Source organism: Saccharopolyspora antimicrobica, from assembly GCF_003635025.1.
Lineage (GTDB): Bacteria > Actinomycetota > Actinomycetes > Mycobacteriales > Pseudonocardiaceae > Saccharopolyspora > Saccharopolyspora antimicrobica.
The window spans coordinates 8,056,787-8,082,847 of sequence record NZ_RBXX01000002.1 but is presented as its reverse complement, the minus strand read 5'-3'; the positions used below and the strand labels follow the sequence as shown (position 1 = coordinate 8,082,847).

The 26,061-nt window shown below is 72.1% G+C and carries 22 protein-coding genes; 11 read left to right on the top strand and 11 right to left on the bottom strand.

Annotated features, from left to right (window positions below):
* Nucleotides 1–6 precede the first annotated feature (6 nt).
* Together ATL45_RS38050 and ATL45_RS38045 are read left to right on the top strand one after the other, a co-directional pair.
* Nucleotides 7–1,272 (top strand): acyltransferase family protein, encoded by a 1,266-nt coding sequence (locus ATL45_RS38050; protein WP_246025768.1) that lies wholly within the window; start codon nt 7–9, stop codon nt 1,270–1,272.
* A gap of 165 nt (nt 1,273–1,437) precedes the next feature.
* Nucleotides 1,438–2,703, top strand: a complete 1,266-nt coding sequence (locus ATL45_RS38045; RefSeq protein ID WP_093156920.1) for an MFS transporter — start codon at nt 1,438–1,440, stop codon at nt 2,701–2,703.
* Nucleotides 2,704–2,748: 45 nt separating this feature from the next.
* On the opposite strand, the gene ATL45_RS38040 is transcribed toward ATL45_RS38045, so the two are convergent.
* Entirely contained in the window at nt 2,749–3,024 is a 276-nt protein-coding gene (locus tag ATL45_RS38040) for a hypothetical protein (RefSeq protein WP_093156918.1), read from the bottom strand.
* Nucleotides 3,025–3,091: 67 nt separating this feature from the next.
* On the bottom strand, nt 3,092–3,676 hold the full coding sequence (locus ATL45_RS38035; RefSeq protein ID WP_211841392.1) for a TetR/AcrR family transcriptional regulator: 585 nt from the start codon (nt 3,674–3,676) through the stop codon (nt 3,092–3,094).
* 298 nt (nt 3,677–3,974) lie between these two features.
* On the opposite strand from ATL45_RS38035, the gene ATL45_RS38030 reads away from it, so the two are divergent.
* The 8 genes from ATL45_RS38030 to ATL45_RS37995 all read left to right on the top strand — a co-directional run bounded on the left by ATL45_RS38030 (nt 3,975) and on the right by ATL45_RS37995 (nt 11,897).
* Nucleotides 3,975–4,514, top strand: a complete 540-nt coding sequence (locus tag ATL45_RS38030) for a DUF4242 domain-containing protein (protein WP_093156915.1) — start codon at nt 3,975–3,977, stop codon at nt 4,512–4,514.
* Nucleotides 4,514–5,587 carry an acyl-CoA dehydrogenase family protein gene (locus tag ATL45_RS38025; protein WP_093156914.1) on the top strand — a complete coding sequence of 358 codons (1,074 nt, stop codon included), beginning with the start codon at nt 4,514–4,516 and terminating at the stop codon, nt 5,585–5,587. Before ATL45_RS38030 ends, ATL45_RS38025 begins: the two co-directional genes overlap by 1 nt.
* A complete protein-coding gene (locus ATL45_RS38020; RefSeq protein ID WP_093156913.1) occupies nt 5,563–6,285 on the top strand; it encodes an ABC transporter ATP-binding protein in 723 nt (240 codons plus the stop codon). The genes ATL45_RS38025 and ATL45_RS38020 overlap by 25 nt, the downstream gene beginning before the upstream one ends.
* Complete coding sequence (locus ATL45_RS38015; RefSeq protein WP_093156911.1) at nt 6,282–7,433, top strand: ABC transporter substrate-binding protein; 1,152 nt, start codon at nt 6,282–6,284, stop codon at nt 7,431–7,433. Before ATL45_RS38020 ends, ATL45_RS38015 begins: the two co-directional genes overlap by 4 nt.
* The gene (locus ATL45_RS38010) at nt 7,430–8,206 is read left to right on the top strand and encodes an ABC transporter permease (RefSeq protein WP_177242044.1); all 777 of its coding nucleotides are present in this window, start codon (nt 7,430–7,432) and stop codon (nt 8,204–8,206) included. Before ATL45_RS38015 ends, ATL45_RS38010 begins: the two co-directional genes overlap by 4 nt.
* 421 nt (nt 8,207–8,627) lie before the next feature.
* The gene (locus ATL45_RS38005) at nt 8,628–9,533 is read left to right on the top strand and encodes a SagB/ThcOx family dehydrogenase (RefSeq protein ID WP_093156910.1); all 906 of its coding nucleotides are present in this window, start codon (nt 8,628–8,630) and stop codon (nt 9,531–9,533) included.
* Nucleotides 9,534–9,547: 14 nt separating this feature from the next.
* Entirely contained in the window at nt 9,548–10,579 is a 1,032-nt protein-coding gene (locus tag ATL45_RS38000; RefSeq protein ID WP_093156908.1) for a TOMM precursor leader peptide-binding protein, read from the top strand.
* Entirely contained in the window at nt 10,566–11,897 is a 1,332-nt protein-coding gene (locus ATL45_RS37995; protein WP_093156907.1) for a YcaO-like family protein, read from the top strand. The genes ATL45_RS38000 and ATL45_RS37995 overlap by 14 nt, the downstream gene beginning before the upstream one ends.
* Here ATL45_RS37995 and ATL45_RS37990 read toward each other — a convergent pair whose 3' ends face one another.
* Nucleotides 11,898–13,244: a DUF6519 domain-containing protein gene (locus ATL45_RS37990; RefSeq protein ID WP_093156905.1), complete on the bottom strand. Its 1,347-nt coding sequence runs from the start codon at nt 13,242–13,244 to the stop codon at nt 11,898–11,900.
* Between the two features lie 251 nt (nt 13,245–13,495).
* Between ATL45_RS37990 and ATL45_RS37985 the strand changes: the two genes are divergently transcribed.
* The gene (locus ATL45_RS37985) at nt 13,496–14,713 is read left to right on the top strand and encodes an IS110 family RNA-guided transposase (protein ID WP_256258552.1); all 1,218 of its coding nucleotides are present in this window, start codon (nt 13,496–13,498) and stop codon (nt 14,711–14,713) included.
* Between the two features lie 23 nt (nt 14,714–14,736).
* Here the strand turns inward: ATL45_RS37985 and ATL45_RS37980 are convergent, their stop codons facing one another.
* From ATL45_RS37980 to ATL45_RS37945, 8 genes are read right to left on the bottom strand one after another with little or no spacing between them, the layout of a single operon-like run.
* Nucleotides 14,737–16,839, bottom strand: coding sequence for a hypothetical protein (locus ATL45_RS37980; protein ID WP_093160959.1), 2,103 nt, complete (start codon nt 16,837–16,839; stop codon nt 14,737–14,739).
* Entirely contained in the window at nt 16,836–20,279 is a 3,444-nt protein-coding gene (locus tag ATL45_RS37975; RefSeq protein WP_093160956.1) for a putative baseplate assembly protein, read from the bottom strand. Before ATL45_RS37975 ends, ATL45_RS37980 begins: the two co-directional genes overlap by 4 nt.
* Nucleotides 20,276–23,341: a putative baseplate assembly protein gene (locus tag ATL45_RS37970; RefSeq protein ID WP_211841391.1), complete on the bottom strand. Its 3,066-nt coding sequence runs from the start codon at nt 23,339–23,341 to the stop codon at nt 20,276–20,278. The genes ATL45_RS37975 and ATL45_RS37970 overlap by 4 nt, the downstream gene beginning before the upstream one ends.
* A complete protein-coding gene (locus ATL45_RS37965; protein ID WP_093160971.1) occupies nt 23,338–23,709 on the bottom strand; it encodes a GPW/gp25 family protein in 372 nt (123 codons plus the stop codon). The genes ATL45_RS37970 and ATL45_RS37965 overlap by 4 nt, the downstream gene beginning before the upstream one ends.
* A complete protein-coding gene (locus tag ATL45_RS37960) occupies nt 23,706–24,044 on the bottom strand; it encodes a hypothetical protein (protein WP_211841390.1) in 339 nt (112 codons plus the stop codon). Before ATL45_RS37960 ends, ATL45_RS37965 begins: the two co-directional genes overlap by 4 nt.
* Nucleotides 24,045–24,052: 8 nt before the next feature.
* The gene (locus ATL45_RS37955) at nt 24,053–24,571 is read right to left on the bottom strand and encodes a phage baseplate assembly protein V (protein ID WP_093160953.1); all 519 of its coding nucleotides are present in this window, start codon (nt 24,569–24,571) and stop codon (nt 24,053–24,055) included.
* 15 nt (nt 24,572–24,586) lie between these two features.
* Nucleotides 24,587–25,726: a hypothetical protein gene (locus ATL45_RS37950; RefSeq protein WP_093160951.1), complete on the bottom strand. Its 1,140-nt coding sequence runs from the start codon at nt 25,724–25,726 to the stop codon at nt 24,587–24,589.
* Complete coding sequence (locus ATL45_RS37945) at nt 25,719–26,060, bottom strand: LysM peptidoglycan-binding domain-containing protein (protein ID WP_093160948.1); 342 nt, start codon at nt 26,058–26,060, stop codon at nt 25,719–25,721. Before ATL45_RS37945 ends, ATL45_RS37950 begins: the two co-directional genes overlap by 8 nt.
* Nucleotide 26,061: the final 1 nt, after the last annotated feature.

Here is a 26,061-nt window from a genome sequence, read left to right as displayed (position 1 = left end):
CCAGCAGTGACCATTTTGCGCGCACCTATCGCACCGGCGGCGAAAGCCGTTCCAGCACCGTCCCGCGACCGGGTGCTCGACCTGGTCCGCGCCGGATGCCTGGTCGTGGTGGTCGTCCTGCACGCCATGATGGCGGGCATCGAGACCGGGGAATCGGGAATCCAGATCCGCAACGCGCTGGAGAACCAGCAGTGGTTCACCCCGGTTTCCTGGGTCATCCAGGTGATGCCGCTGTTCTTCATCGTCGGCGGATTCGCCGGCATCACGCAGTGGCGCCGAATGCGCGATTCCGGCGCGACGCCCGCGGATTTCGTCCGGGCCCGGCTGGTCCGGCTCGCCCGGCCCGCGCTCGTCGCCTTCGCCGCGATCGCCGCCGCGCTGGCGGTGGCGACCGCGGCCGGAGTCCCGGCGGAGCTGCTCGCGCAGGTCGGCTTCCGGATGGGGCAGCCGATGTGGTTCATCGGCGTCTACCTGGGAATCTCCGCGCTGGTGCCGCTGCTGGGCCGACTGCACGAGCGCGCGCCCCGGGCGACGCTGGCGGTGCTCGTCGCGTGCGCGCTCGGCGTCGACCAGCTGGCGATGGGCACCGGGATCCCGGCGATCGGGTTCGGCAACCTCGCGTTCGTCTGGCTGGCCGTCCAGCAGATCGGCTTCTGGTACGCCGACGGCTGGTTCCGGTTCCGCTCGGACGGCCAGCTGCTGACCGGTGCGCTCGGCGCCTTCGCGCTGCTGCTGGCAAGCACCACGAGCGGCCTCTACCCGGCGGACATGCTGGCCAACCTCAACCCGCCGACCGCGAACCTGGTGCTGCTCGGCGTCGTCCAGGTGTGCCTGCTGGCGCGGTTCACCGGACGCCTGGCGGTCTTCGTGGAACGGCCGGGCGTGCGCTCCGCGGTCGACGCGATCGGCAAGCACTCGCTGACCGTCTACCTCTGGCACATGCCCGCCCTGGTGCTGTTCGCCGCCGTCCTGCTGGTGCTGGGACTGCCCTGGCCCGAACCGCTGGGCATCGGGTGGTGGCTGACCCGCGGTTCGTGGCTGGCCGGTGTGGCCCTGGTGCTCATCCCGCTCACCGCGCAGCTCGGCCGGTTCGAGCGCGGATCCACCGGAACTCCGCGCCGCGCACGGGGACTCGCCCCGGCCGGTGTGCTGGTCGCCATCGCGGCCGTCGTCGCGGTGCTGGTGACCGGGTTCACCGTCATCTCGGCCACGATCGCCGCGGCCCTGCTCCTGATCGCCCTGCGCATGCAGCACGCCCCGGCCAGCGTCTGACCACAGTGGACTCGGGGAAGCCGTCTGACTTCCCCGATCGTCCTTCCGCCCTGCTCAGCAGGCCTGTCCCGGGGCGCCGGGTCGCGGGTGGGGCTGGCGATTTCGCACGAGATCGCGGCCACTGTCCACCGCTGCGGGCGACCAACGGGCAGTAGCATTCGCCGCATGTCGCAGACCCGGGAGCACGCCACCGAGCCGAGCCGGAAAGCAGCCCTCGTGGTCGGTCTGTGCTGGCTCACGGTGGTGTTCGACGGGTACGACCTGATCGTCTACGGCGCGGTGCTGCCGGAGCTGCTGCGCGAACCCGGCTGGGCGCTCACCGCCGGATCCGTCGGCCTGCTGGGCAGCCTGGCATTCGCGGGCATGCTGGTCGGCGCCCTGGTCGCGGGAGTGCTCTCCGACCGCATCGGTCGGCGGCGCGCGATGCTGCTGTGCACGGTCTGGTTCTCGGTCTGCACGGTGCTCTGCAGCTTCGCGTGGAACCCGGAATCGTTCGGCGTGCTCCGCTTCCTCGCCGGCCTCGGTCTCGGCGGCCTGGTGCCCTCGGTCAGCGCGCTCGCCGCCGAGTTCGTCGCCCCGCACCGCCGGGCGCTGGTCTCCACGCTGATGATGTCCGGCGTGCCGATCGGCGGCAGCGCAGCATCGGTGCTGGGCATCTGGCTGATCCCGAACTGGGGTTGGCGCAGCATGTTCGGCGTCGGCGCCGCCGGTGTGCTCGTGGCGGTGCTGTGCCGGCGGCTGGTCCCGGAAACGGCCGCTTACCACCGGGCCCGCGGAGACCACGAGCGCGCCGCGGCGGTCGAGCGCGAATTCGGTGCCGTTGCGGAGGATTCCGCCGATCGGCAGGCCGCCAGCGGATTGTTCGCCCGGGTGCACCTCCGGGCGACCGCGCTGTTCGCGCTGTCGACGTTGACGGTCCTGTTCGCCTGGTTCGGGCTGGGCACCTGGTTGCCGCAGCTGATGCGGCAATCCGGCTTCGACCTCGGCTCCGCGCTGACCTTCCTGCTGGCGCTGAACCTGGGCGCGGTGGCCGGATCGCTGCTGACCGCGTGGGCGGGCGACCGGTTCGGCCCGGTGCGCGTCGGCGCGGTCGCGGCCGTGATCGCCGCGCTCGCGCTGGCCGGGCTGATCGCGCATCCGCCGAACGCGATCACCTACGGGTTGCTGGTGCTGGCCGGTGTCGGCACGCACGGCACCCAGTGCCTGATCATCGCCGGAGTCGCGAACCACTACCCGGCGCGCTTGCGGGGCACCGCGCTGGGCTGGGCGCTGGGCGTCGGCCGCATCGGCGCCGTGGCCGCGCCGCAGGTCGGCGGGTTGCTGCTGGCCGCCGGTCTCGGGGTCGGCGCGAACTTCCTTGCTTTCGCGGTGGCCGCGGCGGTCGCCGGGGTCTTGCTGTGGGCGTGCCCGCGGCGGACGGCCACCGCGTAGGCGGACCGGTCGAACAGGGATCGTGGTGCCGATTCCGCCGGTGCTTCAGCGGCAGGAGCTTTCGAAGGGGGTGCCGGTGGTCCAGGCGATGGCCTTCTGCTCGATCCGGCCGTCGGGCTTCAGGAGCATGATCGGCAGGGCCTTGTCGATCGGGTTGCCGTGGGTCTCCGGGGCATGGGCGATCTTGCCGGTGGCGCCGGGCAGCGGATGGGCGCAGTCGTAGTAGTTGTCGATCCACCACAGCGCGTTGCGCAGTTCGGTGGGGATGCGCCCGATCTTCGGCTGTGAGACCAGGACAGCGGACTCCGCGGGACCAGCCACGGCGCGGGTGTCCGGAAGGCGAAAAGCGGTCGTGAGCGTTTCGGGGTGCCAGGACGCCCCGAAACGCTCACGACCGCTCGGTGTGCTCCGCGAGGATCTCGGTGACCAGGGTGCGGCCGGTGTCGATGGGTTCGGCGCTGCGGTTGAGCTTGGAACCGGCGACCGCTCCGTCGTAGATGACCTGGATCCGGTCCGCGAGCGGCTCGGGATCGTGCGCCCCGGCTTCGCTCAGCAGCGTCACCAGCAGTTCGCGCAGCCAGCCGCGGTGCCGGGCCACGGCCGCGACGACGGGGTGCTTCTGGTCGGGGAACTCGGTGGCGGCGTTGAGGTAGAGGCAGCCGCGGAAGCGCGACTTGTTCGCGGTCGTGCGCGCGAGGTCGAACAGCGCCAGCAGTCGGTCGGCCGGATCGTCCATCCCGGCAACGGCTTTGGCGTAGTTGGCGCGGTCGAGCTCGTCCTGCCGGTCCACGTAGGCCGCGATCAGGGCGTCCTTGGAGCCGAACGCCTGGTACAGGCTCGCCCGCGCCACCTGGGCCTCCGCCAGGACCCGGTCGACGCCGACCGCGCGGATGCCCTCCTTCGGGAACAGCTTCGCCGCCGCTGCCAGCAGTCGCTCCGACGGTGCGGCTGCGGCTCGTGTTGATGAGGCCACGGCCACATCCTATGCCCCAGGACGTAGACAGAACGATCGGTCTATGCCTAGGCTTGGGCTCATGCGGAACGTGGAACTCGTCGAGCGCCTTCAGGTGGACCTGCTGCGGGTCACCAGCGCCGCGTGTACGCCTGTCCGCGACTGAGCGCTCGCGCCCCTTCCGCCATCTCATCAGCCGGATCGGCTGAATCTCCTCGTCCCGGTCGTCGACCGGCGCACTCTCGCGGCCCTTTCGCCGCTCACGCACCGCACGCCGTCGTGCGGTGTTCGCCCGCACCCCCTTCCGGAGGGAAGAACCATGTCGCTGTTCCTTTACGAGATCGTGCCCGCCGATGCCGGCCGCGACGGGATCGAGGCGCTGCTGCGCGAGATCGGCGAAGCCGCATCGTCGGTCGGTGGCGAGATCATCGAATCGCAGGTCACCGGCTCGCACGACCAGGTCTTCGTCGTCGTCGAAGCGGCGGACGTCGCGGACCTGGCCACCGTCCTCACCGCCGAGCGGCTGACCGGAGCGGCCGAGGTGGCGGGGCCGGACCAGGTCCGGCTGGTCGGGGCGGAGCTGGCCGAGATCAAGGCCGCCCGGCCGAAGGCCGGCTACCTTGTCGAGTGGGACTTCCCCGCCGACCTGGACATGGACACCTACCTGGGCCGGAAGAAGGCCAACGCGCCGAAGTACGCCGAGGTTCCCGAGGTCAGCTTCCTGCGGACCTACGTCCGCGAGGACATGGTCAAGTGCCTGTGCCTGTACGACGCGCCGGACGAGGGAGTCGTCCGCAAGGCGCGCGAAGTCGTCAACACCCCGATCGACCGGCTGCACGCTCTGGAGCGGAGCGAGTGATGAGCACCGATCCGTCCACACCGGACACCTCGCCCGACTACCCCGGCCGGCAGGAGGTGCTGGAGTTCTTCGCCCGGAAAGCGTCCGAAGTGGACCGCGGTGACTGCGACATCCGGCCGGGCCTGCGGCTGCTCGGCGAACTCGGGCTGCTCGACCTGGGCGCGCCCGACAACGCCGACGACCGGCTGGCCACCATGCTGCTGGTCGTGGAGGACGTCGCGGCTGGCTGCCTGAGCTCCGGGTTCGCCCTGTGGGCGCAGCGCATGGTGATCGAATACCTCAGCCGCAGCAGCGATCGACCGGCGGCCGCGCGGGAACTTCCCGCGCTGGCAGCGGGAACGGTCATCGGCGCGACGGCGATGGCACCGGCGATGCGGCACGTGGCCGGGCTCGAACCGGTACCCGTGATCGCCACGCGCACCGCGGGCGGCGTCCGGCTGGACGGGCCGATCCGGTGGGCCTCGAACCTCTTCGACGAGGCGCTCGTGGTCGTCCCGGCCCGGTTCGACGACGGCAGCGGCGTGGTCGTGCAGCTGCGGACCGGCGATCCGGGCGTGACGGTGCACACCGCGCCGGAGCTGCTGGCGCTGGGCTCCACCGCGTCCTCCTCGATCAGCCTCGACGGCGTGGAGATCCCCGCCGACGCGGTGCTCAGCGAGGACCTGACCGGCTTCGTCCGCTCCTTCCGGCCGACGTTCCTGCTGGTGCAGAGCGCCTTCTGCAGCGGGCTGGCCGGAGTGTCCCGGGAGCAGTCCAGGAAGCGGCTCACCGGGCTCAACGCGGAGTTCGGCCCGGATCTCGCCGACGTGGACGGCAAGCACGAGTCCGTGCGGCGGCGGCTCTTCGAGCACGCCCGCGACCCGCAGCGGGCCAGCGACCGCGAGCTGCTGCAGCTGCGGCTCGACGCGGCGCGGGTCGCCGGGGACGCCACCCGGCTGGAGGCCGCGATCAGCGGCGGCGCCGGTTACGTCGCGGGAAGCGCGACCAGCCGGCGGCTGCGCGAAGCGGCGTTCCTCCCCGTGCAGGCTCCGACCGAAGGGCAGTTGAGGTGGGAACTCTCGCGGTCCGCGTGACCGGCGCGGGCAAGACCTACGGGCCGCGCAGGCTCTTCCACGACCTCGACCTGGAGGTGACCGACGGCGAGTTCCTCGTGGTCGTGGGCCCCAGCGGTGGCGGCAAGTCGACGTTGCTGCGGGCGCTCGCGGGTCTGGAGCAGCTCGACGCCGGAACCGTCGAGTGGGGCGACGACGCCGGTGGCCGACCGCCCACCGGCGTGGTGTTCCAGCAGCCGCTGCTGATGCCGTGGCTGACCGTCCGGGACAACGTGCGCCTGGGCGGCGGCTACCGCGCCAACAGAGCACGTTTCGAGGCCGACCGGGCGGATCGGCTGCTGGCCCGGTTCGGGCTGGCCGATCTCGCCGACTCCTATCCCGACCAGCTCTCCGGCGGCCAAGCGCAACGCGTCGCGATCGCCCGCGCCGCCGCGATCCGCCCGCGGCTGCTGCTGCTCGACGAGCCGTTCAGCGCGCTCGACCCGGGCACCAGGGGCGATCTCCAGCGGTGGCTGCGCAGCACCACCGAAGAACTGGAGCTGACCACGGTGCTCGTCACGCACGACGTGGACGAGGCGCTGCTGGTCGGCGATCGCATCGCGCTGCTCGACGGGTCGGGCGCGATCGGCCGCGTCTGGGAGAACAGCGCCGACAACGGCGCGCTCCGCCGGGAACTGCTGGCGCACTACGGAACCAGCCCGAAGGCGGGCGTGTCGTGAACCGCCGCACGCTGCTGCGCGGCGGTGCGGCGCTCGGCGCGCTCGGCGGCTTGGTGGGCATCGCCGATCTGGCCGCGCACGCCACCCGCCGCACGGTTGCCCCGAGCGATCGGCTCCGCGTCGGGTACCTGCCGATCACAGATGCCGCGCCGCTGCTGGTTGCGCACGGCAGCGGGATCTTCGACGCGACGGGCGCCGGTGTCGAGCGCCCGGTGCTGTTCCGCAGCTGGGCGTCGCTGGCCGAGGCGTTCCTGAGCAGGCAGGTCGACGTCGTCCACCTGCTGATGCCCTTCGCCGTGCAGCTGCGGTACTCGCTGGGCGAGCAGGTCCGCATCCTGGCCTGGAACCACACCAACGGCTCCTCGCTTACGGTGCGGCGTGACATCCGCTCGCTCGACGAGCTCGCCGGACGGCGGGTCTCGATCCCGTACTGGTGGTCGATCCACAACATCGTCCTGCAGGAGGTGCTCCGGCGCGCCGGATTGCGGCCGGTGGTGCGCGAGGAGCCTTCCGCCGCGGCGGGAACCGTGGAGCTGGTGGTGATGAGCCCGGCCGACATGGTGCCCGCGCTGGACAGCGGATCCATCGGCGGCTACGTCGTCGCCGACCCGTTCAACGCCGTCGCGGAGATCAAGAAGATCGGGCGCATCCACCGCTTCATCGGCGACGTGTGGCGCGATCACGCGTGCTGCGTCGTGCTGGCCCACCAGGACCTCCTGGACAGCGACCCGTGGCGGGTGCAGGCGCTGGTCGACTCCGTCGCGCTGGCCCAGCGCAGCATCGAGCACGACCGCGGGCGCGCGGCGGGCGTGCTCTCCGGCGACCGCTACCTGCCGCAGCCGCTGCCCGCGATCACCAGGGCGCTGACCTACGACGGATCGGGCCTGCACCACCCGGAGTGGTCCGGCCAGCGGATCGGGTTCCAGCCCTTCCCGTTCCCCAGCTACACCGCCGGCCTGATCCGGGCGATGCACGGCACCGTGGTCGACGGCGATACCGCTTTCCTGCAGCGGATCGACCCGCATCTCGCCCACGGCCAGCTCGTCGACGACCGCTTCGTGCGCAGGTCGCTCGACCGGCTCGGCGGCCCCGCCACGTTCGGGCTGCCCCACGACCTCCACCGCACCGAAGAGGTGAACCCGGCGTGACCATCTCACCGCCGCGCTCCCGCGCCCGCTGGATCGCGCCGACCGCCGCGATCGCAGTCGCCGTCCTGCTGTGGTGGTTCCTCACCACCGTGCTGGCCGGTGAGGACAGGCTGCTGAACTCCTTCGCACCGCAGCACGCCGTTCCCGCGATCGCCGACCTGGCCCAGCGCGGCGTGCTGTTCGGCGACATCGCGGCGAGCCTGTGGCGGCTGCTCGCCGGGCTGCTGATCGCCGCTGCGATCGGCGTGCCGCTCGGCTTCGCCGTCGGTTCGCTGGTCGCGCTGGAGCGCGCCACGCGCCCGGTCTTCCAGTTCCTGCGCATGGTTTCGCCGTTGTCGTGGGCACCGGTGGCCGTCGCGCTGTTCGGCATCGGGCACCGGCCGGTGATCTTCCTCGTGGCGGCCGCGGCGCTGTGGCCGATCGTGCTCAACACCGCAGCGGGCGTGCACGCCGTCGACCCGGGGCACCGGCTCGTGGCCCGCTCGCTCGGCGCGACGAGGACCGAGGTGCTGACCAGCGTCGTGCTGCCCGCGACCCGGGGCCACGTCCTCACCGGTGTGCGGGTCGCGCTCGGCATCGCCTGGGTGGTGCTCGTCCCGGCGGAGATGCTCGGCGTCGATTCCGGGCTCGGCTACCAGATCCTCAACGCCCGCGACCAGCTGGCCTACGACCAGATGATGGCTGTCATCCTGGTCATCGGCGTGCTCGGCTACCTCCTCGACGGCCTCGCCCGCCGCGCGCTCACCCACCGGCGGCGGCAGAACTCCGCCTGAGCCGGGCAATTCCGCGACCGAACCGCGCGTTAATCGAATCCGATCGCACGTTCTCCCGCAAGAGTGTCCCTGCCCGAGGGAGGTTTTTCATTCTGACGGGTAGTTGATCTTGCACGTGAGTCTTGGCGTGGAATCCCGTGGCTAGTATCGCGGCGGCCGATCAACCGGCCGATCCGAGAATGCGAGGGTGGTTCGTATGAAGCTCCAGGTCTCGTCCACGAGGGAGAACCGCAGTGCTGCGCGCAGCGGCCAGGACCGGACGCCGGCGATGGCGGCCGCGGGTTGCGCCTCCAGCTCTTCCGCCGCTGCCCGTCCGGCACGGGTGAAGAAGTAGGGAAGTCGCTGGAATGCCCCGGGTGCGAGCGTTCTCCCGCCCGGGGCGCAACGGTAACCTCCCAGTCCGGCTGAGAACGGGGTAGTCGTGGCGGTCGAGAACGAACTTGTCCCGCTGGCGCTGCACGCCAATTCCCTTTCCGCGGCAACGCCGTGGTTCAATTCGACGGCCTACCGGCCCAATCAGGTTCGGCACTCCCACCTCGGGTTCGGCGAACAGGCCCGGCCGGCCGAAGAATTCCTGCTCGCCTCGCGGTCGCACCGGCACGACCGGGAAACCGCGAACTCGGTGGCCGACTACCTCGACGAGGCGTTCACGTCCCTGATCGCCCGGACCGACGCGGAATCGGTGCCGGACGCGGACCGGGTCGACCTGCCCGCGTCGTTGCCGCTGGACCGCAGCTTGGACGAGCTCATCCAGCGGCGCACCAGCGCCCGGTCGTTCAGCCGAGAACCCGTCGACCGCGCGGAGATCGCCACGTTGGTGCGCGCTGCGGGCGGCTGCACGCATCCGGCCGACAGCACCCGGCGCGTTCCGGGGCGCGCGGTGCCCAGCGCCGGTGGGCTTTTCCCGGTGGAGCTGCACATCGTCGCGATCCGGGTGGCCGGACTGGACCGCGGTGCCTACCGATTCGCACCCAAGCCGGATGCGTTCGACCGCTACGGCGATACCACCGCGGTTCAGGCGTTGCTCTCGGAAGGCCTGGGGGAGTTCGGCGAGAACCTGCCCGCGCGCGACGCCGCTTGCATCGCGCTCCTGGTGGGGCGGCCGTGGCGGTCCATGCGCAAGTACGGCGCCCGAGGGCTGCGCTTCGTGCTGCACGAGGCCGGTGCGATGTCCGAGCACCTCCACCTCGCGGCGAACGCCCTCGGGCTGGCCAGCACGGACTGGGCCGGTTTCTACGACGAACCGGCGAACCGGGCGCTCGGGCTGGACGGTCTCTACCGAACCCTCCTGCACACGGTGCTCATCGGCCGCCCCGACGAAGCGTGATTGGAGTACGGCACATGCACCTCACCGGTGCTCCCCGCCTCAAGCGGTCCTTCTCGATCATCCCGCACAGCCCCGACGAGGTGGAACTGCGGTCGGGCGTGTGGAACTCGCTCTCGCACACCATCCGCGACCAGTCCGCATCGGGACGGCTGTTCAGCCTGATCAACGGCTTGGACGGGACGGCGCTGGACGACCTCGCCGACAACGCGGGGACCAGCCGCGCGGAGGTCGACCAGCTGGTGGCCTACCTGCGAGATCTCGACGCCATCGAGGACACCCCGCAATCCGCGCTGGACCACTACCTCGACGACTACGCCCACGTGCTGCGCCCGGCCGCTCCACCCGAGCCGCCGCCGGTGCGGCTGCTGGGCAGCGGTGACCTCGTCGAGCAGCTGAACGGGATGCTGACCAGCAGCGATCCAGCACTCGCCGTGCTGGAAACCGCAGCCGGGCAGCAGCTGCTCGACGACCCCGACACCAGCTGGGCCGATCACCCGTTGAGCATGCGCGAGCGGCTGGAGCTGCTCGCGCACTGGCGGGGATCGCTGCTGGTCTGGGCCGACACCCGCATCGACCCGGTGCGCTTGGACCTGCTGAACCGGATCGCCCTGCACCTGCGGATCCCGTGGATCCACGGGGTGATCGACGGGCCGTTCCTGCACGTGGGGCCGACTTTCCTGCCGGGGGCCACCGCCTGCTACGCCTGCTTCGAGACCCGAGTCCTGATGGGACTGACCAATGCCGACGGCTACCTCCGCTACAAGCGCGCCCTGGCACGCGCCGCGGCGAACGGAGGCCGACCACCGCTGCTGCCCGCGGTGACCGGGCTGCTCACGTCCTACCTGGCCCTGGAAGTCATCAACTTCGCCCGCACCGGCTCCAGCTTCACCGCGGGCAAGTCGCTCGGCCTGCACCTGCCGACGTGGGAGATCGCGGTCAACGAGGTGCTCGCGCTGCCCGGCTGCCGCGTCTGCGCGCCCGTCCCGCAGCAGGAGGAGACGTCGCTGTACTTCGACGTGAAGGCGTGGCTCGATGAGCAGGACTGACATGGCGCTCGCGCACCGCACCCTGCCGAAAGGGGCCCAGGCCGACGATCTCGCCCGACGCGCGGTGAGCCCGGTCTGCGGGCTGGTGCCCAACCTCGGCACCACCTTCCGCCGGCGGTACGGACTGCGCTTCGCGCTCACCGCGACCGAGCCCCAGGGCCTCCACCAGCTCGTCGGTGCGCCGCCGGTCAGGCCGGGCTCGTTGCACGTCGGCGCCTGCGGTCCCGATGTCGATGACACCCGGATCCGCACCATCGCCGAGTCGGTCGAGCGCTACTCGCACTTCGCGTTTCCCGCGCACCACCGCGAGAACTTCGTCTTCGCCGCCCGCAGCGATCTGGTGGCCAGCGGTGAGCCGGTCGCCGACACGACAGCGCTGGACGTCTACGCCGAGCTCCAGTTCGCCGAGCCGGACTTCCCCTTCGATCGGTTCGACCCGAACGCGCCGATGAGCTGGATGCGGATGACGTCGCTGGTCGGCGGCGAGGACGTGCTGGTACCCGCACAACTGCTGCTGGTCGGCTACCAGATCCGTGACCAGGAACCGTACGTCCAGAGCGCGGTGACGACCGGCACGGCGGTCCACACCGATCCGGTCAAAGCGCTGCTCAACGCGCTTCAGGAGCTCGTCCAGCTGGACACCGTGATGGGGCACTGGCACACCGCGGTGCCCTCCGTCCGGATCGGCTGGGACGGGCGGACGCGAGCCCTGCGCCATCTCGTGGAGGAGCACTGGAGCCCGCGGTTCCCCGACCCGGAGTTCCACCTCCTGCCCAGTCCCGACCTGCCCGGCTTCACCGTCGTCTGCCTCGTCCGCGGGCGCGAGGGGCACGGCCCGGCGATCGTGCTGGGGCTCGGCACGGACGGCAAGCTGACCGCAGCGATGTACAAGGCGCTCGTCGAAGCATCGGCGATGGTCGCCCTGGGCACGTGGCAGGACGGCCGCGCCGAACCGGGCGACGGTTTCTTCGACCTCGACAGCAACATCGCGCACTACTCGGACCCGGTCAACGCCCGGGTGGTCGAGCAGCGGTTCGCGAACTGCACCGCCTCGCAGGCCTCCGACCTGCCCGCCGACACCACCACCGACCCGAGCAGCGCCGCGCGGCGACTGGTCGCCGCGTTCCGCGACACCGGGAAACAGCTGCTGCACGCGGATCTCACGACTCCCGACGTCCACCAGCTCGGTTTCCACGCCACCCGGGTGTGGTCACCGGACGTGCTGCTGCTCTCGCTGCCCGGCGCGCCGCCCCTGCGGCATCCCCGCTTCGAGGCCTACGGCGGATTCAGCAACCAACGACCGCATCCCTACCCGTGATCAGGTCATGCCGAAGGTGAGCCGCATGTCGACGACCTGATCACCGGTCACCCAGGCCAGCGGCGCGTAGTGCTCCACGACGCCGAGCGGTGGCCGCAGCAGCGGGCGCCCGGCCGGGTCGGTGGGCCACTCCACGTCGCCGGTGGCGGTGCGGGCGGGCACGATCCAGTGGTCACCGCTGCGGTACTCGGATTCGGCGCGGTGGAAGAAGATCTCCACGCCGTCCTCGACCGGGATCCAGCGGCCCTCTTCGACCGGAACCGCTCCACCCCGGGAGCCGCGGTGGTCCCAGCGGCGCAGGAACGGGTGCAGCTCCGGGCGGTGCGGGACGGCCGGTTCCGCGGACAGCCGCACCCGCCGCTCCGGCAGGTCGAGCTCCTCGACGCGCAGCAGCGGGCGCGGTTCCCGGCGGCTGATGAGAGCGGTGTCGAGGAACTCGACGAAGTCGCCGACGTCGAGGTCGAGCTTGGTGTCACCGCCGAGCGACGCTAGATCCACCCACGTGCCGTCGACGTCGTCGACGGGGAACACCACGGAGCCGTTCTCCCGCGACCACTTGAAAGTCGCCTCCGCCGCGGGGCCGCCGTCGTGGATCTCCACGCGGTAGAGCTGGTTCTCGAGTCCGCGGTAGCGCGCATCGGGCCGAAGCACGCACGGTTCGTCGGCGTCGTCGGGGCGCTGCGCGCGGACGGCGAGGCGGGCCGGGTTCTCGGTGCGTCCGCGCACCCACTCGTCGAAGGACTGCTCCACCGCGCCGATCGGTGCGTCGGCGTTGCGCACCTGGAGCTCCGAGCTCGGCAGCGCGAGCACCTGCCAGACCACCTTGATCCGCGCCGAGGTGTCCGCACCCAGCGCGACTTCCCGCAGTTCCGGGTCCTCGGCGGCGGTGACCAGCCGCTCCCACACCCTCAGGTACACCAGGTACGGCGCCTCGGCGGGCAGCCGGTCACCGGGGAGCTCCGGGTCGCGGAACCCGTCGGGCTGGTCCCAGTACGTCCAGGGCCCCGGCGGGTCCGGTGGTGCGGGCTCGCCCTCATCCGGAACAGGAATCCCCGGATCAGGGCGGTGCGCGTCGCAGAGGACGCCGCCGACGTAGTAGCGGCCCGGCCCGATGGACAGGTCGTCCAGGCCGTGCCTCCCGGCCAGTCGCTCGATCTTGAACCCGGCGGAGGCGGCCGGGCCGCCGTGCTGGCCGATCAGGTCGACGAGCGCGATCCGGTGCTGGTAGAGCTGGTTGAGGACCTGCTCGTTGATGTCGGCGTCGACCTGGACCCGGCCCTGCTGGGCGATCACCGCCGAGTAGCCGCGCTCCGGGTGGAAGGTGATCCGGGACAAGTCTGCGTGCATGGCACGTCCTAATCAGTTCTGGGAGTGAGCCGTCGGGCACACTCCTGGTTGGTAGCCGACCGGTAGGTGAGCACTCGTAGGTCCTGGACGTGTGAGTCCTGCTGAAAGACCGTGCCCCTGCCGGTGGGTCGGGAGAGTTGATCGCTGCTGGGATGTCGTGCCCACCCGTGGTGTGAGCACTGCTTGATTAGGTCGCTGATGGTTCTCCCGCCGGCTGCGCATGGTGATCGAGAGCGGGAGGATCGTTGCGACTGTTCGTAGGGGATGACTGGGCTGAGGAGCATCACGACGTCGAGCTGATGGACAACGCCGGTCGCCGGTTGGCCAAGGCCCGCCTGCCCGAGGGTGTGGCGGGCATGGCCCGTTTGCACACGATGATCGGTGCTCAATTCGGTGAGGACGCTGAGGATGCGGAGGTGCTGGTCGGGATCGAGACTGACCGGGGGCCGTGGGTGGCGGCGCTGGTCGCCGCCGGGTACACGGTGATGGCGGTCAACCCGTTGCAGGCCGCGAGGTTCCGTGACCGGCTGGGGGTGTCGGGCGCGAAAAGCGACGCCGGCGACGCCCACGTGCTCGCGGACATGGTTCGCACGCATGCCCACGAGCTGCGGCCGGTCGCCGGTGACTCCGACCAGGCCGAGGCGGTCAAGGTAGTGGCCCGCACCCACAAAACGCTGATCTGGGAACGGACCCGCCACACTCAGCGGCTGCGGCACGCGCTGCGTGACTACTTCCCCGCCGCGCTGGAAGCGTTCGACGACCTGGACGCCGCCGACACCCTGGAACTGCTGGCCAAAGCCCCCACCCCGGAACAAGCCGCCCGGCTGACGGTCGCCCAGATCAACGGCGCGCTGAAACGAGCGCGCCGCCGCAATATCGCGGAGAAAGCGGCGGCGATCCAGGCCACGTTGCGCTCCGACCAGCTCGGTCAGCCCGAGGTCGTCGCCGCCGCCTACGCCTCCTCCATCCAGGCGCTGATCGCGGTCCTGACCGTGTTGAACACTCAGGTCAAGACCCTGCAAGGGCAGGTCGAGGCCCATTTTGGGCAGCACCCGGCCGCTGAGATCATCGCCTCCCAGCCCGGTCTGGGACCGGTGCTCGGCGCCCGGGTGCTCGCAGAGTTCGGCGACGACCCCGACCGCTACGCCACCGCCAAAGCCCGCAAAAATTACGCGGGCACCTCCCCGATCACCCGCGCCTCCGGCAGAAAGAAGGTCGCCCTGGCCCGGTTCGTGCACAACGACCGGCTCATCGACGCCCTGATGGCTCAGGCGCAAAGCGCGTTGCTGCACTCGCCAGGCGCCCGCGCCTACTACGACCGGCAGAAAGCCCGCGGCACCGGTCACAACGCCGCCCTGCGCCAACTCGCCAACCGACTCGTCGGCATCCTCCACGGCTGCCTCAAAACCAGCACCCCCTACGACGAGACGACCGCCTGGTCGCACCACGCCGAGAACATCGCAGCTTGACATGTCAGCTCCTGGGATGTCTTTCAGGAGGCGAAGATCAGGCCGACGTCGCAGCGGGCGGGGCTGTACTCCGCGAGACGCGCTCGCAGGTTGTCCTCCCGCTGCGGTTCGTAGAGGTCGTGGAACACGCCGAGCTCGGAGCCGTCCTCGGCGCCGCGCCGGATCTCGGCCGGGCAGTCGTCGGTCAGCCGCGCGTAGTCCGGTGTGCCGTAGCGGCGCGAGGCGAACGCCGGTCGCACCGGTGCCAGGTCCGCCGGGCAGCGGTAGCGGCGGGGAGTGCGCGAGCCGGGTGGGACGTAGGTGTGGCGCAGGCAGCCGATTCCGCGCCGCGCCACCCGGAAGCTGCCGGTGACGATGCTGTTCTCGGCGATGCGCACCGCGTGGGTGTGCACTTCGCCGAAGAACGTGCTGCGGTGCGCGTGCAGCGTTGCGTGCGCGGGCCGGCAGTCGGGCGCCGACAGGGCGGGCAGTTCGCGGTCGGTGGCGTCGACGATGCTGTCGCGGATGTGGATCGGCAGCGGATCGGTGCTGACCTCGTCGCCGATCACCGAGATGGTGCCCAGGACGCAGCGGTCGATCTGCACGCAGGCGGTGGTGCGTTCCAGCAGCAGGCTCGGCTCGGCGGGCCACTGCGGTTCGCAGTCGTCCTGCAACGACCAGCCGGGCACCAGCGTGCAGTGCCGCAGCACCAGTGCCTCCAGCGGTCCGGTGACCCGGATGCCGCGGCCGGTGATGAGCAGCCCGTCCATGACGACCCGCGGCCGGTCACCGGCGGCTTGCGCCGGTACCTGGATGGTCAGCGCGTCGGGGCGGTTGCTGTGGGTGTCGGGCAGCCGCAGCACCGGGCGGTAGCCCTCGGCACCGCGGATCTGCAACCGGTCGCCTGAGGTGAGCTCGAAGTCCAGCTGTTCCTGGTGGGTGCCGTTGTGCGCGATCTCGATGACGGCTTCGGGGCGGCGCGGTTCCTCGCGCCAGGCCCGGTAGGCGTCCATGATCAGCTCGTCAGGGCCGACCCGGTAGACCTTCGCCGCGGGCGGGGTCTCGGGCTCGCGCGGGTACTCGCCGCCGCCGAGCTCGGTGGAGAACGCGTGGTGGTAGGTCACCGACACGCCGAGGTGCGGCGCCTGGCGGGTGCTGAAGGCGATGCGGCCCAGCACCGGATCCACGGCGACCTGCCCGTAGCGCGGCCGGTAGCGCCAGTCGGAGAGGTCGGCGATCGCGATCCGCGACGGCGGTACCGGCCGGTCCGGCCCGTCGAGGTGCAGGCAGAAGCTCTTGCCCGGCCCGTAGTAGTCGGCCAGCCGGTCGGCCACCTGCTTGCGGCGCAGCGGTGCGGGCACGTTGTCGATGGTGGCGAGGTGGCTGGTCGAGGGCTCCGGCACCGGCTTGGTCACCAGCGGGGTGTCGTTGCTCAGCACGGAGAACGTGTAGTGGCCGTGGGTGCGGTCGATGCAGTACGCGGGCGCGTTGGTCACCGAGTACGGCTTGAGCCGCCACGCGAACACGCCCACGCCGGCCGGGGTGAGGCCGCCGGGGCGGCGGCGGGAGTCGGCGCGCCGGACGTCCGCCGTTCGCTCCACGTCGCTGAACGGCCCGGTCGCGAGGTCCAGGGCGGTGCCGTCGCGCATGTCCGCCAGCCCGCCGTGCGGCCGGACGTGCGGGCCCAGCAACCGGATCGGTTGCGAGTGGGCGACCAGCCGGGACAGCTCGACGGCTCGCGCGGGCCAGCCCGCGGTGCCGGCCGCCAGCTCCTCCAGCAGCGCGAGAGTGCCCTTGCGCCGCCGGTTTCCGACGGTGGCGGCCACGTCCCGGCGCGGTGCCAGCGCCTCGGCCAGCCGCTGCCGCGCCTGCGCCGGATCAGCGCCGTCGCGCAGGCCAGCGGTCGACACCCTCTCGTAGCCCGGCAGCCGGTCGTAGCCGACCAGTTCGCCGAGGTAGGGCAGCACCCACTCGGCGGCGGTCTCGACGAACCAGTCGTCGTACTGCTGCTCGATCGCCTCGCGCACCAGGTCCAGCTGCTCACCGACGATGCCGAGCAGCTCGCGCAGCGGCCCGCCCTGCTCGGCGTCGCGCATCCGGTGCCATTCCGGCAGCAGCCGCGCGAGCGCGTCCGGATCCCTGCTCATCGCACCTCCGTGAGGGTCAGCGTGTCGGCCTGCAGCAGCACCAGCTGCGCGGGCCGGACTCCGCGGTGCACGAACACCGTCCGCCCGGACGGCAGCGGCCGGGTGTCGGTGATGTCGGGGTTGAGCCGCAGCAGATCGGCGGTGGTGATCCCGTGCCGGGCGGCGATGCCGGTCAGCGTCTCGGGCTCGCTGAGGCGGTAGCGCTCCTCGGTGTGCTCGGCGAGCCGGGCAGGCACCGTGGCGGCCACGCCGCCCGGGCCCGCGCCGAACACGTCGACGTCCACATAGGACACGCCGGGCACCGACTGGGCGGTGGCCAGCACCTCCGACAGGTGTGCGGGCCGACCGAGTTCCCTTCCGGGATAACCGAGTTCGGTCAGCAATGCGCGGCGCAGCCGCGGGTGCACCCACTCCCACGAGTGGTCGGGCAGCAGCGCCACCTTCGCCGCGACCACCAGCCGCACCAGCTCCCGCGGCTCGACCCGCACCGGCAGCCGCGGATCGCCGTACGCCAGCAGCGAAGCCCGCAGCGTGCTCAGCAGGTCCGACCCGGTGCCGATCGGGATGTCGTCCACGCCGGCGACGGTCACGTGCAGGATCTCGCGCCTGCCGTCGAACACCAGCCGCGCCGAGGCCCGGCCCACTCCGGAGCGGGAGCGGGAGAAGTCCTCGTAGTCCCGCACCGACACCAGCCGGTCCAGCGCCGAGACCGCCAGCGGGACGGTGCGGCGGGTCTGCGCGGGCCCGTCCCCGTCCGCACCACCGGTGGCGGGCAGCGGATTGGTCACGCCGGTGACGCCCAGCGGCCGGGTGACCGCCTGGGTGATGCGATCCGCGCCGACGTTGGCGGCCTTGCCGGTGCCGAACCGGTAGCGCGCCCGCACGTTCTCGTGCCCGGTGGGCAGCCGCGTACCGTGCACCCCGTCGCCGAAGGTCACCGTGGTGCGCCCGTCGGCGGCGCTGCCGGTGACGTACACGCGCTCGTCCGGGCCGCGCCCGGCGAGGCTGTCCACCTCGTGCCAGAGCAGCCCGTCGACCCGCACTTCCAGAGTGGGCGTGGCGCCGAGCGGGTTGTTGGCGGGCAACCAGGTCAGCGGCGACTGCCACAGCGCGAAGGTCTGGTGGGTCTTCGCGGCATCGCCGCTGCCGATGGGCTCATCGCGGCTCTCGCCGTGCGTGGCGGGCACGACGTTGCCGTGCACCACGACGGAATCCCGGCGGTAGCGGTGATGCAGGTCGGCGGTGAGCGTCAGCTCGGTGTGCGGGTGATCGCCCGGCAGCCGCGGGTCCAGGACCTCCTCGACCTCGGCGATGACCACGGCCTCGGTGGCGTGCCCGGGCAGGTCGGCGCGCGGGCCGGACACGATCAATCGCCGCCCGGGGCGCAACGCGTCGTGGCGGTCGGCGAGTTCGATCGTGTTGCCGTGCACGTCCTCGTCGATCGGCTCGTCGGCCGGACGCAGCGGCTCACCGGCGGCGTGCACCGTGGTGTCGCGGATGTGCGAGAGCTGCGTGTCGTGCTCGTCCAGCCAGGGATCGGCCAGCGTCAGCACCGTGCCGCGGCCGGTGATGCCGTACTGCGCGTAGGACGTGCTGCGCACCGCGATGACGTGCGTGACCACGAACGCCAGCGCGGGATCGCCGGGTACTCCGCCGGGCTTGCCCTTGGCCGGGCGCTCGATCACGATCCTGCTGCCCGCGGTGATCTCCTCGTGCACCCCGTCCAGCGGCAGCACGTTGCGGCCGTCGGTGTCCGGGCTGGTGGACAGCGCGATCTCGACGCCGGCCGGTTCGCTCCCGGCGGTGTAGCGCACAGTCACCTGGTAGGGCCCGAACGGCGAGACCGCCTCCTCCCGCGGCGCCAGGTCCAGCTCCAGCGGCGCTCCGTTGTGGATGCTGACGTGCACCGACCTCTGGTCGTCCGGGCGGGAGATGAACAGCCGGCACGCGGGCAGCCCGGGCAGCAGCCGCACCTCCACGCCCGGCCGGGGCTGGCCGTTGCGCACGCCCAGCCTGCCGAGCGTGGTCTCCCTGCGGCTGGACAGCTCGACGCGTCCGGGCCCGAGATCGAAGGAGACCTCCTCGGCGGGCAGCTGCTCGACGTGCTGCCAGCCGCCACCGGACTCGGTGCGCTGGAACTCGGCGCGCACCAGCTCCCTGCCTGCCGCGTCCATGGCGATGCGCACGCTGGTGAGCGTCCCGCCGGGCAGCGGCCAGTCGCTCTGCCGCACCACCCGGCCGTTGTCGTCCTGCACCGGCTGCAGCGGCGCGGTCGCGCCGAACGGCGTTGCGGTGACCTGCATGGCCAGCAGCTCGCCCAGCAGCTCCGGCGGAGCCTGCGGGGACGCGGGCGGCCTGCGGGACGACCGGGCTTGCAGCACCGCCACCGGTGCGAGGTCGGCGGCGCGGTCGCGCAACTCGGTGAGCACCGCGTGCAACCGGCCGAACCACTCGGCGACCTGCGGATGAGGATCGGCCAGCACCTCCGCCTCGGCCAACCGCTCCAGCGGCCCGGCGAGCCGCTGCGCGAACTGCGCGGGGGAGGTGATGCCCGGCAGCTCGGCGCGCAAGGGCGCCAGCACCTGGAGGTCGAAGTCCTCGATCAGCTTGCTCACCGGGCGCGGGTTCGGGTGCTCCGGGCTGGGCTCGCCCGTAGCCGGGGTGATCCACTGGAGGATCTCGGCCCGCAACTCGGCCAGCGTGGGCTTCGGTGACTGCGGCAGGGTGATCGCCGTGACGTCCTCCTCGCGGTCGACGCGCACGTCACCGACCGGCAGCAGCAGCCGCGTGCGGCCGAAGTCGAACAGCAGCTTCTGCCCGGTGCGCAGCGATGTCGTGGTACCGGCCACGAAAAGCTCCGAGCGCTGCTTCAGATCCTCCGGGGTCAGCAGCGCGGGCCTGCGCCGCCGCACCCGCAGCCGGTTCCACGCCCAGTGCGCGGTGAGGTCCTCGCTGGTCTCGAAGGTCTGCGCGTCGTGCTCGGTCGCGCTGGGCACGCTGTTGCTGCGTGCCCCGCGCGGGATCAGCACCGGCGTGTCCTCGCCGCGCGGATCCCGCTCGACGGTGTAGGCGAGGTAGGTGTCGGCGGCGACGCCCGGCCGCGGCACGTGCCCGACCAGTCGGCCCAGCAGCGCCAGGGAGCGTTCGTCGTCGGCGGTGCCGCGGTAGCCCTCGTCGGCGATCCGCTCGGAGTGGAAGGTCAGCAGATCCCCGAGCACGGCCGCGGCATCCAGCAGCCCGATGGTCGGGTCGTCGGTGGTGCGCACGGTCAGCCCGCGCAGCGCCGGGTTCGCCGGGGAAGCCAGCCGGTCGAGCATCGCGGCCAGGAACGTGCCGTGCTCGCCGACGCGGTAGTCCAGGGCCGCGCGGCCGGGTGGGTTGTGCGGCGGGGACGGGGCGTGGCGCTCGTCGTGACCGCCGCAACCGCAGGTGCAGCTCACCGTTCACCTCCGAAGTCCAGTGCGAGGACGCCGTTTTCCGGGTGCTCGGGATCGTTGTCGCAGCAGGCGATCTCCAGGCCGTGCACCCGCAGCAGGCCGTCGGCCAGCTCCCCGGCATCGCCGTGGAACAGCCGCCGCAGCCGGGTGACGCGCGCATCGGTCACCCCGGGCACGGCGGTGGCCGCCGCGACCAGCCTGCTCACCCGCACCGGTTCGCCGAAGCTCAGCGCGTCCGGGTGGAAGAAGCCGCGCCGGCCGAACACCCGCCGCAGCTCGGTGATGATCTGCCCGCGCTGGTGCCCCGGCTCCGCGCACACCCGCAGCGCGAGGTCCAGCGGCACCCGCTGCGCGGGCCGCACGATCAGTTGGTGGCCGATGCGGCGGTAGCGCCGCAGGTGGTCGCCGACCTCGGCCAGGAGCTCGCGGGAGGGTTCTCCGCCGCCCGCGGCGTCGATCGCGACGTGCACCTGCTGCCTGCTGCCGGTCCAGCGCAGCTCCGCCGCGGCCCGCTGCACGCCGCGAAGTTCCCCGGCCACCGCCGCGTAGTCCTCGGCCGTCACCGCGCGCAGCCGGGTGCGCCGCAGGTCCAGCGGCGCGAGCTGGCGGACCTGCTCGACCGGCTCGGGCTCGGTGCCGCCGACGGCGGGCAGCGGGTTGCGCACCTGCACCGCGGGCAGCGGGCCGGACCGGATCACGAGCCGGTTGATCGCCTCCGCGCCGACGTTGCCCGCCTCGCCACCGCCGATGCGGTAGCCGATCTCCAGCCGGGCACCGGGTTTCGGTGCAGCGCCGTAGCGGCCGTCGCCGAAGCGCAGCACCAGCCGTCCGTCGTCGTCGAGCTCGCCGACGAAGTGCCGGTCGCGCGGCCCGCTGCGGAGCAGATCCCGGCGCGGCGTCCACACCTCGTCGCCGTCGAAGACGCGCACGGCGGGCAGCGCGGCACGCGGATCCTGCACCACTGCCGTCGCCGGACCGTGCAGCACCGGTTCGGCAGGCTCCAGGCCTTCGGCGTAGGGCAGGCCCCAGCTGCAGGCGATCTCCCAGGCGATGTCGGACCCGAGCACCGTGCCCGCTCGTGCCCGCGCGATCAGCACGTCCAGACGACGTCGCTTCGCTGCCAGCAGCTCATCGCTGAGGTGCAGCAGTTCCCGCAGCACCGGCACCGGGCGCACGCGCAGGCGCTCGGTGTAACGGGAGCTAAAAAGCGTTGTCAGTTCATCGATCTCGTCCTCGTTGAGGCCGTTCTCGCGCGCACTCCGCCACAACTCGACCAGCCGCTGCTGCACCCGCCCGGGAATGGCCGCCAGCCGTGCGGCCTGCCCAGCCGCGATGTGCCCGGCCACGGGGAACGGCACCGCCTGCGCGACGGGGGAGCGCTGAAGAACGGGGCGGAATCGCGGTTTGATCCCCGGGTACACCGACTGGGCCAGCAGCCGCCGCAAGGCGTCGGCCTGCGCGTGCGTGGTCGCGGGCACGACCTGCTGGCGCCGCCGCCCGGCGTTCTCCAGCCCGATCCCGGCCCGCTCGGTCGCCGCGATGCCCAGCACCGCGTGCAGCTCCCGCACGTCCTTGACCGCCAGCGACCGGCGCCGCGTCTTGTCGATCAGCACCCCGATGAGCTCGGCCGGCTCGTTGCCGTCGGTGCGGTCGTGGCAGCCGAAGCCCGGCTCGCAGCTGGGCAGCACCGCGGGTTCCGGCGGCACGGTGGCGATCTCCGGATCGCGCTGGGTGCGGCCGTGATCGACCAGCACCACGTTGCCGCGCGCCACGCTCACATCCGGCACCGGGGAGCAGTCGAAACCGCCCGCGGTGGACAGGCACAGGCTGAAGGTCAGCGCGTCCTCGCGAGCCCAGGTCACCTCCAGCACCGGCTGATCCAGCAGCTCGTCGACGCCCGGTGTCACCGAGGTCAGCCGCACGGCCTGGCGGTGCGCCGGATCGGCGTCACCGGGCGTGCCGCTGCGCGCGCCCCGCACCTCCTCCAGCACCAGCAGGTCACCGGGCCGCAGGTCCAGCGCACGGCCCTCACCGGCCCACTCGTCGCGCAACGTCGCCGCGGTCGCTCCGCGCGGCAACCGGCAGAACTCATCGCCCCAGGTCCAGAAGCGGATCTCGTTGTGCGCGCGGCGCAGCCGCAGCGGATCGCCGGAGAGCGGTTCGAAGATCTCCACCGAGTCCTGCTCGTCGAGCAGGCCCAGCTCGCGCTCGTCGACGACCGGGCCCGGCTCCGGCGGGTCGTGCGGGCCGCGCGGCCGCGCGTCGATGGCGGCGAAGCGGAACGTTCCCGGCTCCAGCAGCAGGTCCTCGGCGGTGCCGATTACCACGAAGGCCCGCGCGTTGCACCCGTCGTGCATGGCGTAGTCGATCAGCCGCACGTGCCTGCGCACCGACACCCGGCGGCGCGCGGTGTCCAGGTAGGCCTCGGTGGCCACCGCGTCCTGCTGGTAGCTGAGCTGGTCACCGGCGTGCGCGAACAGCTCGACCAGCGTCATGCCGAGATCGGGGGCCAGCCGCTCGGTCCAGGCCGGGGTGGTCAGCGCGAGCCGGTCCAGCAGCAGCTGCCGCAGCGTGGCGTAGTCCCGCGCGGTGTAGTCGATCAGCGGCGCGGGCCGGACCTCCGGCGGGCAGCCGGGCTCCTCGGCGCAGTCGAACGGCGTCGGCCCGCCGGGCCGGAAGGTGAACTCGGCGCTGAAGTACCGCTGGTCGAAACCGGGGTAGGGCTCGGTGCCCGGCCGCCCGTGCGGGTCGGCGGCGACGATGGAGAGGCGGTAGCGCGCGGTGTCGCCGGTGCGGTCGAGGGTGACGCGCATCAGGTCGTCGAGCTCGGGATCCTCCTCCCGCTCCACCTCGACCCGCAGCACCTCGATGCCGGTGATCCGCCTGCCGCCGTCGATGCGCACGTTCTCCGGGCCCACCCCGTGCGGCGCCTTGCCGATGAAGGTGACCACCAGCGTGCGGCCGTCGTCGGCGGCCTCCACGGCGTCGACCCCGCCGAACCGGTGCTCGCGCACCTTCTCGCGCCTGCCGTCGGCGCCGCAGCGCAGTTCCGCATCGGTGCTCACGCCGCACCCCGCCCCTCGAACTCCTCGTCCCGGCGGCTGCCGGTGGCCCGCACCCGGTACTGCATCCGCACCCGCACGGTGTCCTCGTCGGCCACGATGTCCAGCGCCTCGACCTCGACGAGCTCACCGAGCCACCGCTGCACCGCGGCGTGCACCGAGAGTTCCAGCGTCGCGGTGAGTTCCGGGCTGTTCGGCGCGAAAACCACGTCCAGCAGCCCGCAACCGAAGTCCGGGCGCATCACCCGCTCGCCGGGGCTGGTGAACAGCAGCTGCTCCAGGAGATCCCGCACGTGCGCGTCGTGCCCGGCCCGCGCGGTGCGCCCGCGCTGATCGATGCGGTAGGGGAAGGCGATGTCGGTGCGCTTCACCGGCAACTCACCTCCTGACCGCCCGTGCGCGCCACCGGCCGACCGCGCGGCAGCAGATCGGCCCCGAAGCACTGCCCGTCGGTGGAATCCAGCAGCACCGGCACGCCGTCGATCAGCACCGCGTCCCGCGGCGGGCTCCACCGCACCGTCAGGCACGGATCAGGCCGCCCGCGCGCGATGTGCGGGCACCCGCGCACCGCGAACACGTCCCCGGCGGTGCGCACCGGCTGCCCGTCGACGCGCACCGCCGCGGCGGCGGATGCGGTGACGACCGGCCCGCCGTGCGGGCAGTGCAGCGCGGTGGAGGCGTGGATGAAGTTCCCGCGTCCGGTCAAGGCTTCCCCTATCGCCGTCTGGGCACGATCAGCCGCCCCTGGTTGATGTTGACCTCGTCGCCGACGAGCTGGATGGACGCGCCCTGGCCGGTGCCGATGGTCACGCCCTTCTCGTCGATCTGGACGTAGGCGCCGTTGGGCGCGCGCAGCAGGATCCCGTCGCCGCCGGGCGCGTCCGACATCAGCACCTTGTGGTTGCCCGGCGTCTGGATCACCACCGGCCGGTCGTCCTTCTGCGCGTCGGGCGGCAGCTCGGCGCGCTCGCCGTACCAGCAGCCGGTCCAGATCGGGAAGCTCGGATCGCCCTGCTCGAACTCCACCCACACCCCGGCGCCGATCTCCGGCACCACGTACTGCCCGGACTCGCGCCCGGTGAACGGCAGGCACGGCAGCGCCCACGTCGAGGTCAGGTCGCCGAGCACGTCGGGGACCTGCGCGGTGATCCGGCCGATGCCCAGCGGATCGGCGTTGTTCATCACGCGACCCCGGAACTTGCCGAGGAAGCGGCTGTTCGGTGCGTCGGCCATGCGTTCCTTCCTTGCCTAGGGGCGGACCCGGTCGCTGCCGGCCACCAGCCCTTCGCGGGAGAGCGTGAAGTTCTGCTGGTAGGAGCCGACCCGGAGGTTGTGGGTGACGGATTTGACGTAGTAGTCGCCGTCGTAGGTCACGCCCGCCCCGCGCACCCCGACCAGTTCCCGGGGCCGCAGCACGTACCCGTGCCGGTTGACGTCGAGCTGCCCGGATCCGGAGATCGCATCGGCCGAGGTCGCGGCTCGCGCGAGCGCCCGCGCGCGGGCGCGTTCGGGATCCATCTTCGCGGTGCCGGGCAGCGCTTTGCGCTTGAGCGCGGGGGAGGCCCGGCGGGCCAGCGGCGGTCGCAGCGGGCCGATGTCGGGATCGGGCAGCAGCGTGATGTCGCGGGTGGACGGATCCTGCACGCGAGCTTCGGGCTGTTCCCGCGCGGTGCCGTCGTAGGCGAACGTCAGCTGGTCCACAGTGGAGTCCGCGCCCATGTTGACGTTGAGCGCGTGCTGGCGCTGCCCGAGCCGCTTCTCCGGGCCCCAGTAGGCGGTCGAGCGGCCGGGTCGGGGGCCGGGTTCGAGGTAGAAGGTGTAGCCGTTGGCGTGGGCGAGGTCGTTGACGTACTGCAGGTCGGTGCTGGACTGGTAGTCCACGCGCAGCTGCTCGCGCGGCGGCTGGTGGATCTGCTCGCCGACGATGCGCGGCTCGATGCCGTAATCGGCGTACTTGCGCAGGATCCGCTCGACGCGCTGCGAGGGCGCGAGGTTGGGGTACCGGTCGGCGCGTTCTTCGAGGTCGAGCAGCAGCGTGAGGTCCTCGCCGGTGACGGTCAGCGTCGACTGGCCCGGCTGGTTGCTGGAACCGACCTCGTTGCGCACGATCAGCCCGTCGAGCAGCACGACCGGCGTCGCCCGGATCGAGATGGACACGATGATCCGCGTCTTCGGGTCGAAGAACCCCTCGGGCAGCAGCCGGTCGATGATCCGGCCCTTCTTGGTGAGGTCGAAGGACAGCTGGAACCCGCTGCGCTCGCCTGCGGTGCTGGTGATCTGCGCCGACAGCAGCGCCGCGGTCACCTCCGGCGGAACCGGCCGGGCCAGCTTGGGCCCCATCCGGAGGCTCAGGTGAACCGGGCCCTGCCCGACGGGAACCTCAGACATGGTCGAACCCGTCCGGAACGGCGATGACCCGCCCCGCCTCGTCGGTCAGCTCGCGAGGATCGAGCACCGGGTTGGCATCGGCGATGCGCCACCACTGCCCGGGATCCCCGAAGTACCGCTGCGCCAGGTGATCGGGCCGCTCCCCGGCGCTGACGACGTGCGCCTCGGCGTGCTCGTCGTCGAGCTTCGGCAACAGCCGCCGCTTGGCGTAGCGAACCTCGGTCCCGTCGGCCCGCCGGTGCACGCCGATCTCGGCATCGTGGTACCGGCTGGTCCGCGGGTACGGATGCGACCCGGGTACGGAATCCAGCGCACTCTCGAACGGCTCGATCACG

Bases quoted from the DNA above. Each gene is read 5' to 3' on its own strand.
- ATL45_RS38025 (WP_093156914.1), top strand. From the start codon at position 4,514: ATGAGCACCGATCCGTCCACACCGGACACCTCGCCCGACTACCCCGGC.
- ATL45_RS37995 (WP_093156907.1), top strand. From the start codon at position 10,566: ATGAGCAGGACTGACATGGCGCTCGCGCACCGCACCCTGCCGAAAGGG.
- ATL45_RS37990 (WP_093156905.1), bottom strand. From the start codon at position 13,244: ATGCACGCAGACTTGTCCCGGATCACCTTCCACCCGGAGCGCGGCTAC.
- ATL45_RS38000 (WP_093156908.1), top strand. From the start codon at position 9,548: ATGCACCTCACCGGTGCTCCCCGCCTCAAGCGGTCCTTCTCGATCATC.
- ATL45_RS37955 (WP_093160953.1), bottom strand. From the start codon at position 24,571: ATGGCCGACGCACCGAACAGCCGCTTCCTCGGCAAGTTCCGGGGTCGC.
- ATL45_RS37980 (WP_093160959.1), bottom strand. From the start codon at position 16,839: ATGAGCAGGGATCCGGACGCGCTCGCGCGGCTGCTGCCGGAATGGCAC.
- ATL45_RS38045 (WP_093156920.1), top strand. From the start codon at position 1,438: ATGTCGCAGACCCGGGAGCACGCCACCGAGCCGAGCCGGAAAGCAGCC.
- ATL45_RS37950 (WP_093160951.1), bottom strand. From the start codon at position 25,726: ATGTCTGAGGTTCCCGTCGGGCAGGGCCCGGTTCACCTGAGCCTCCGG.
- ATL45_RS38030 (WP_093156915.1), top strand. From the start codon at position 3,975: ATGTCGCTGTTCCTTTACGAGATCGTGCCCGCCGATGCCGGCCGCGAC.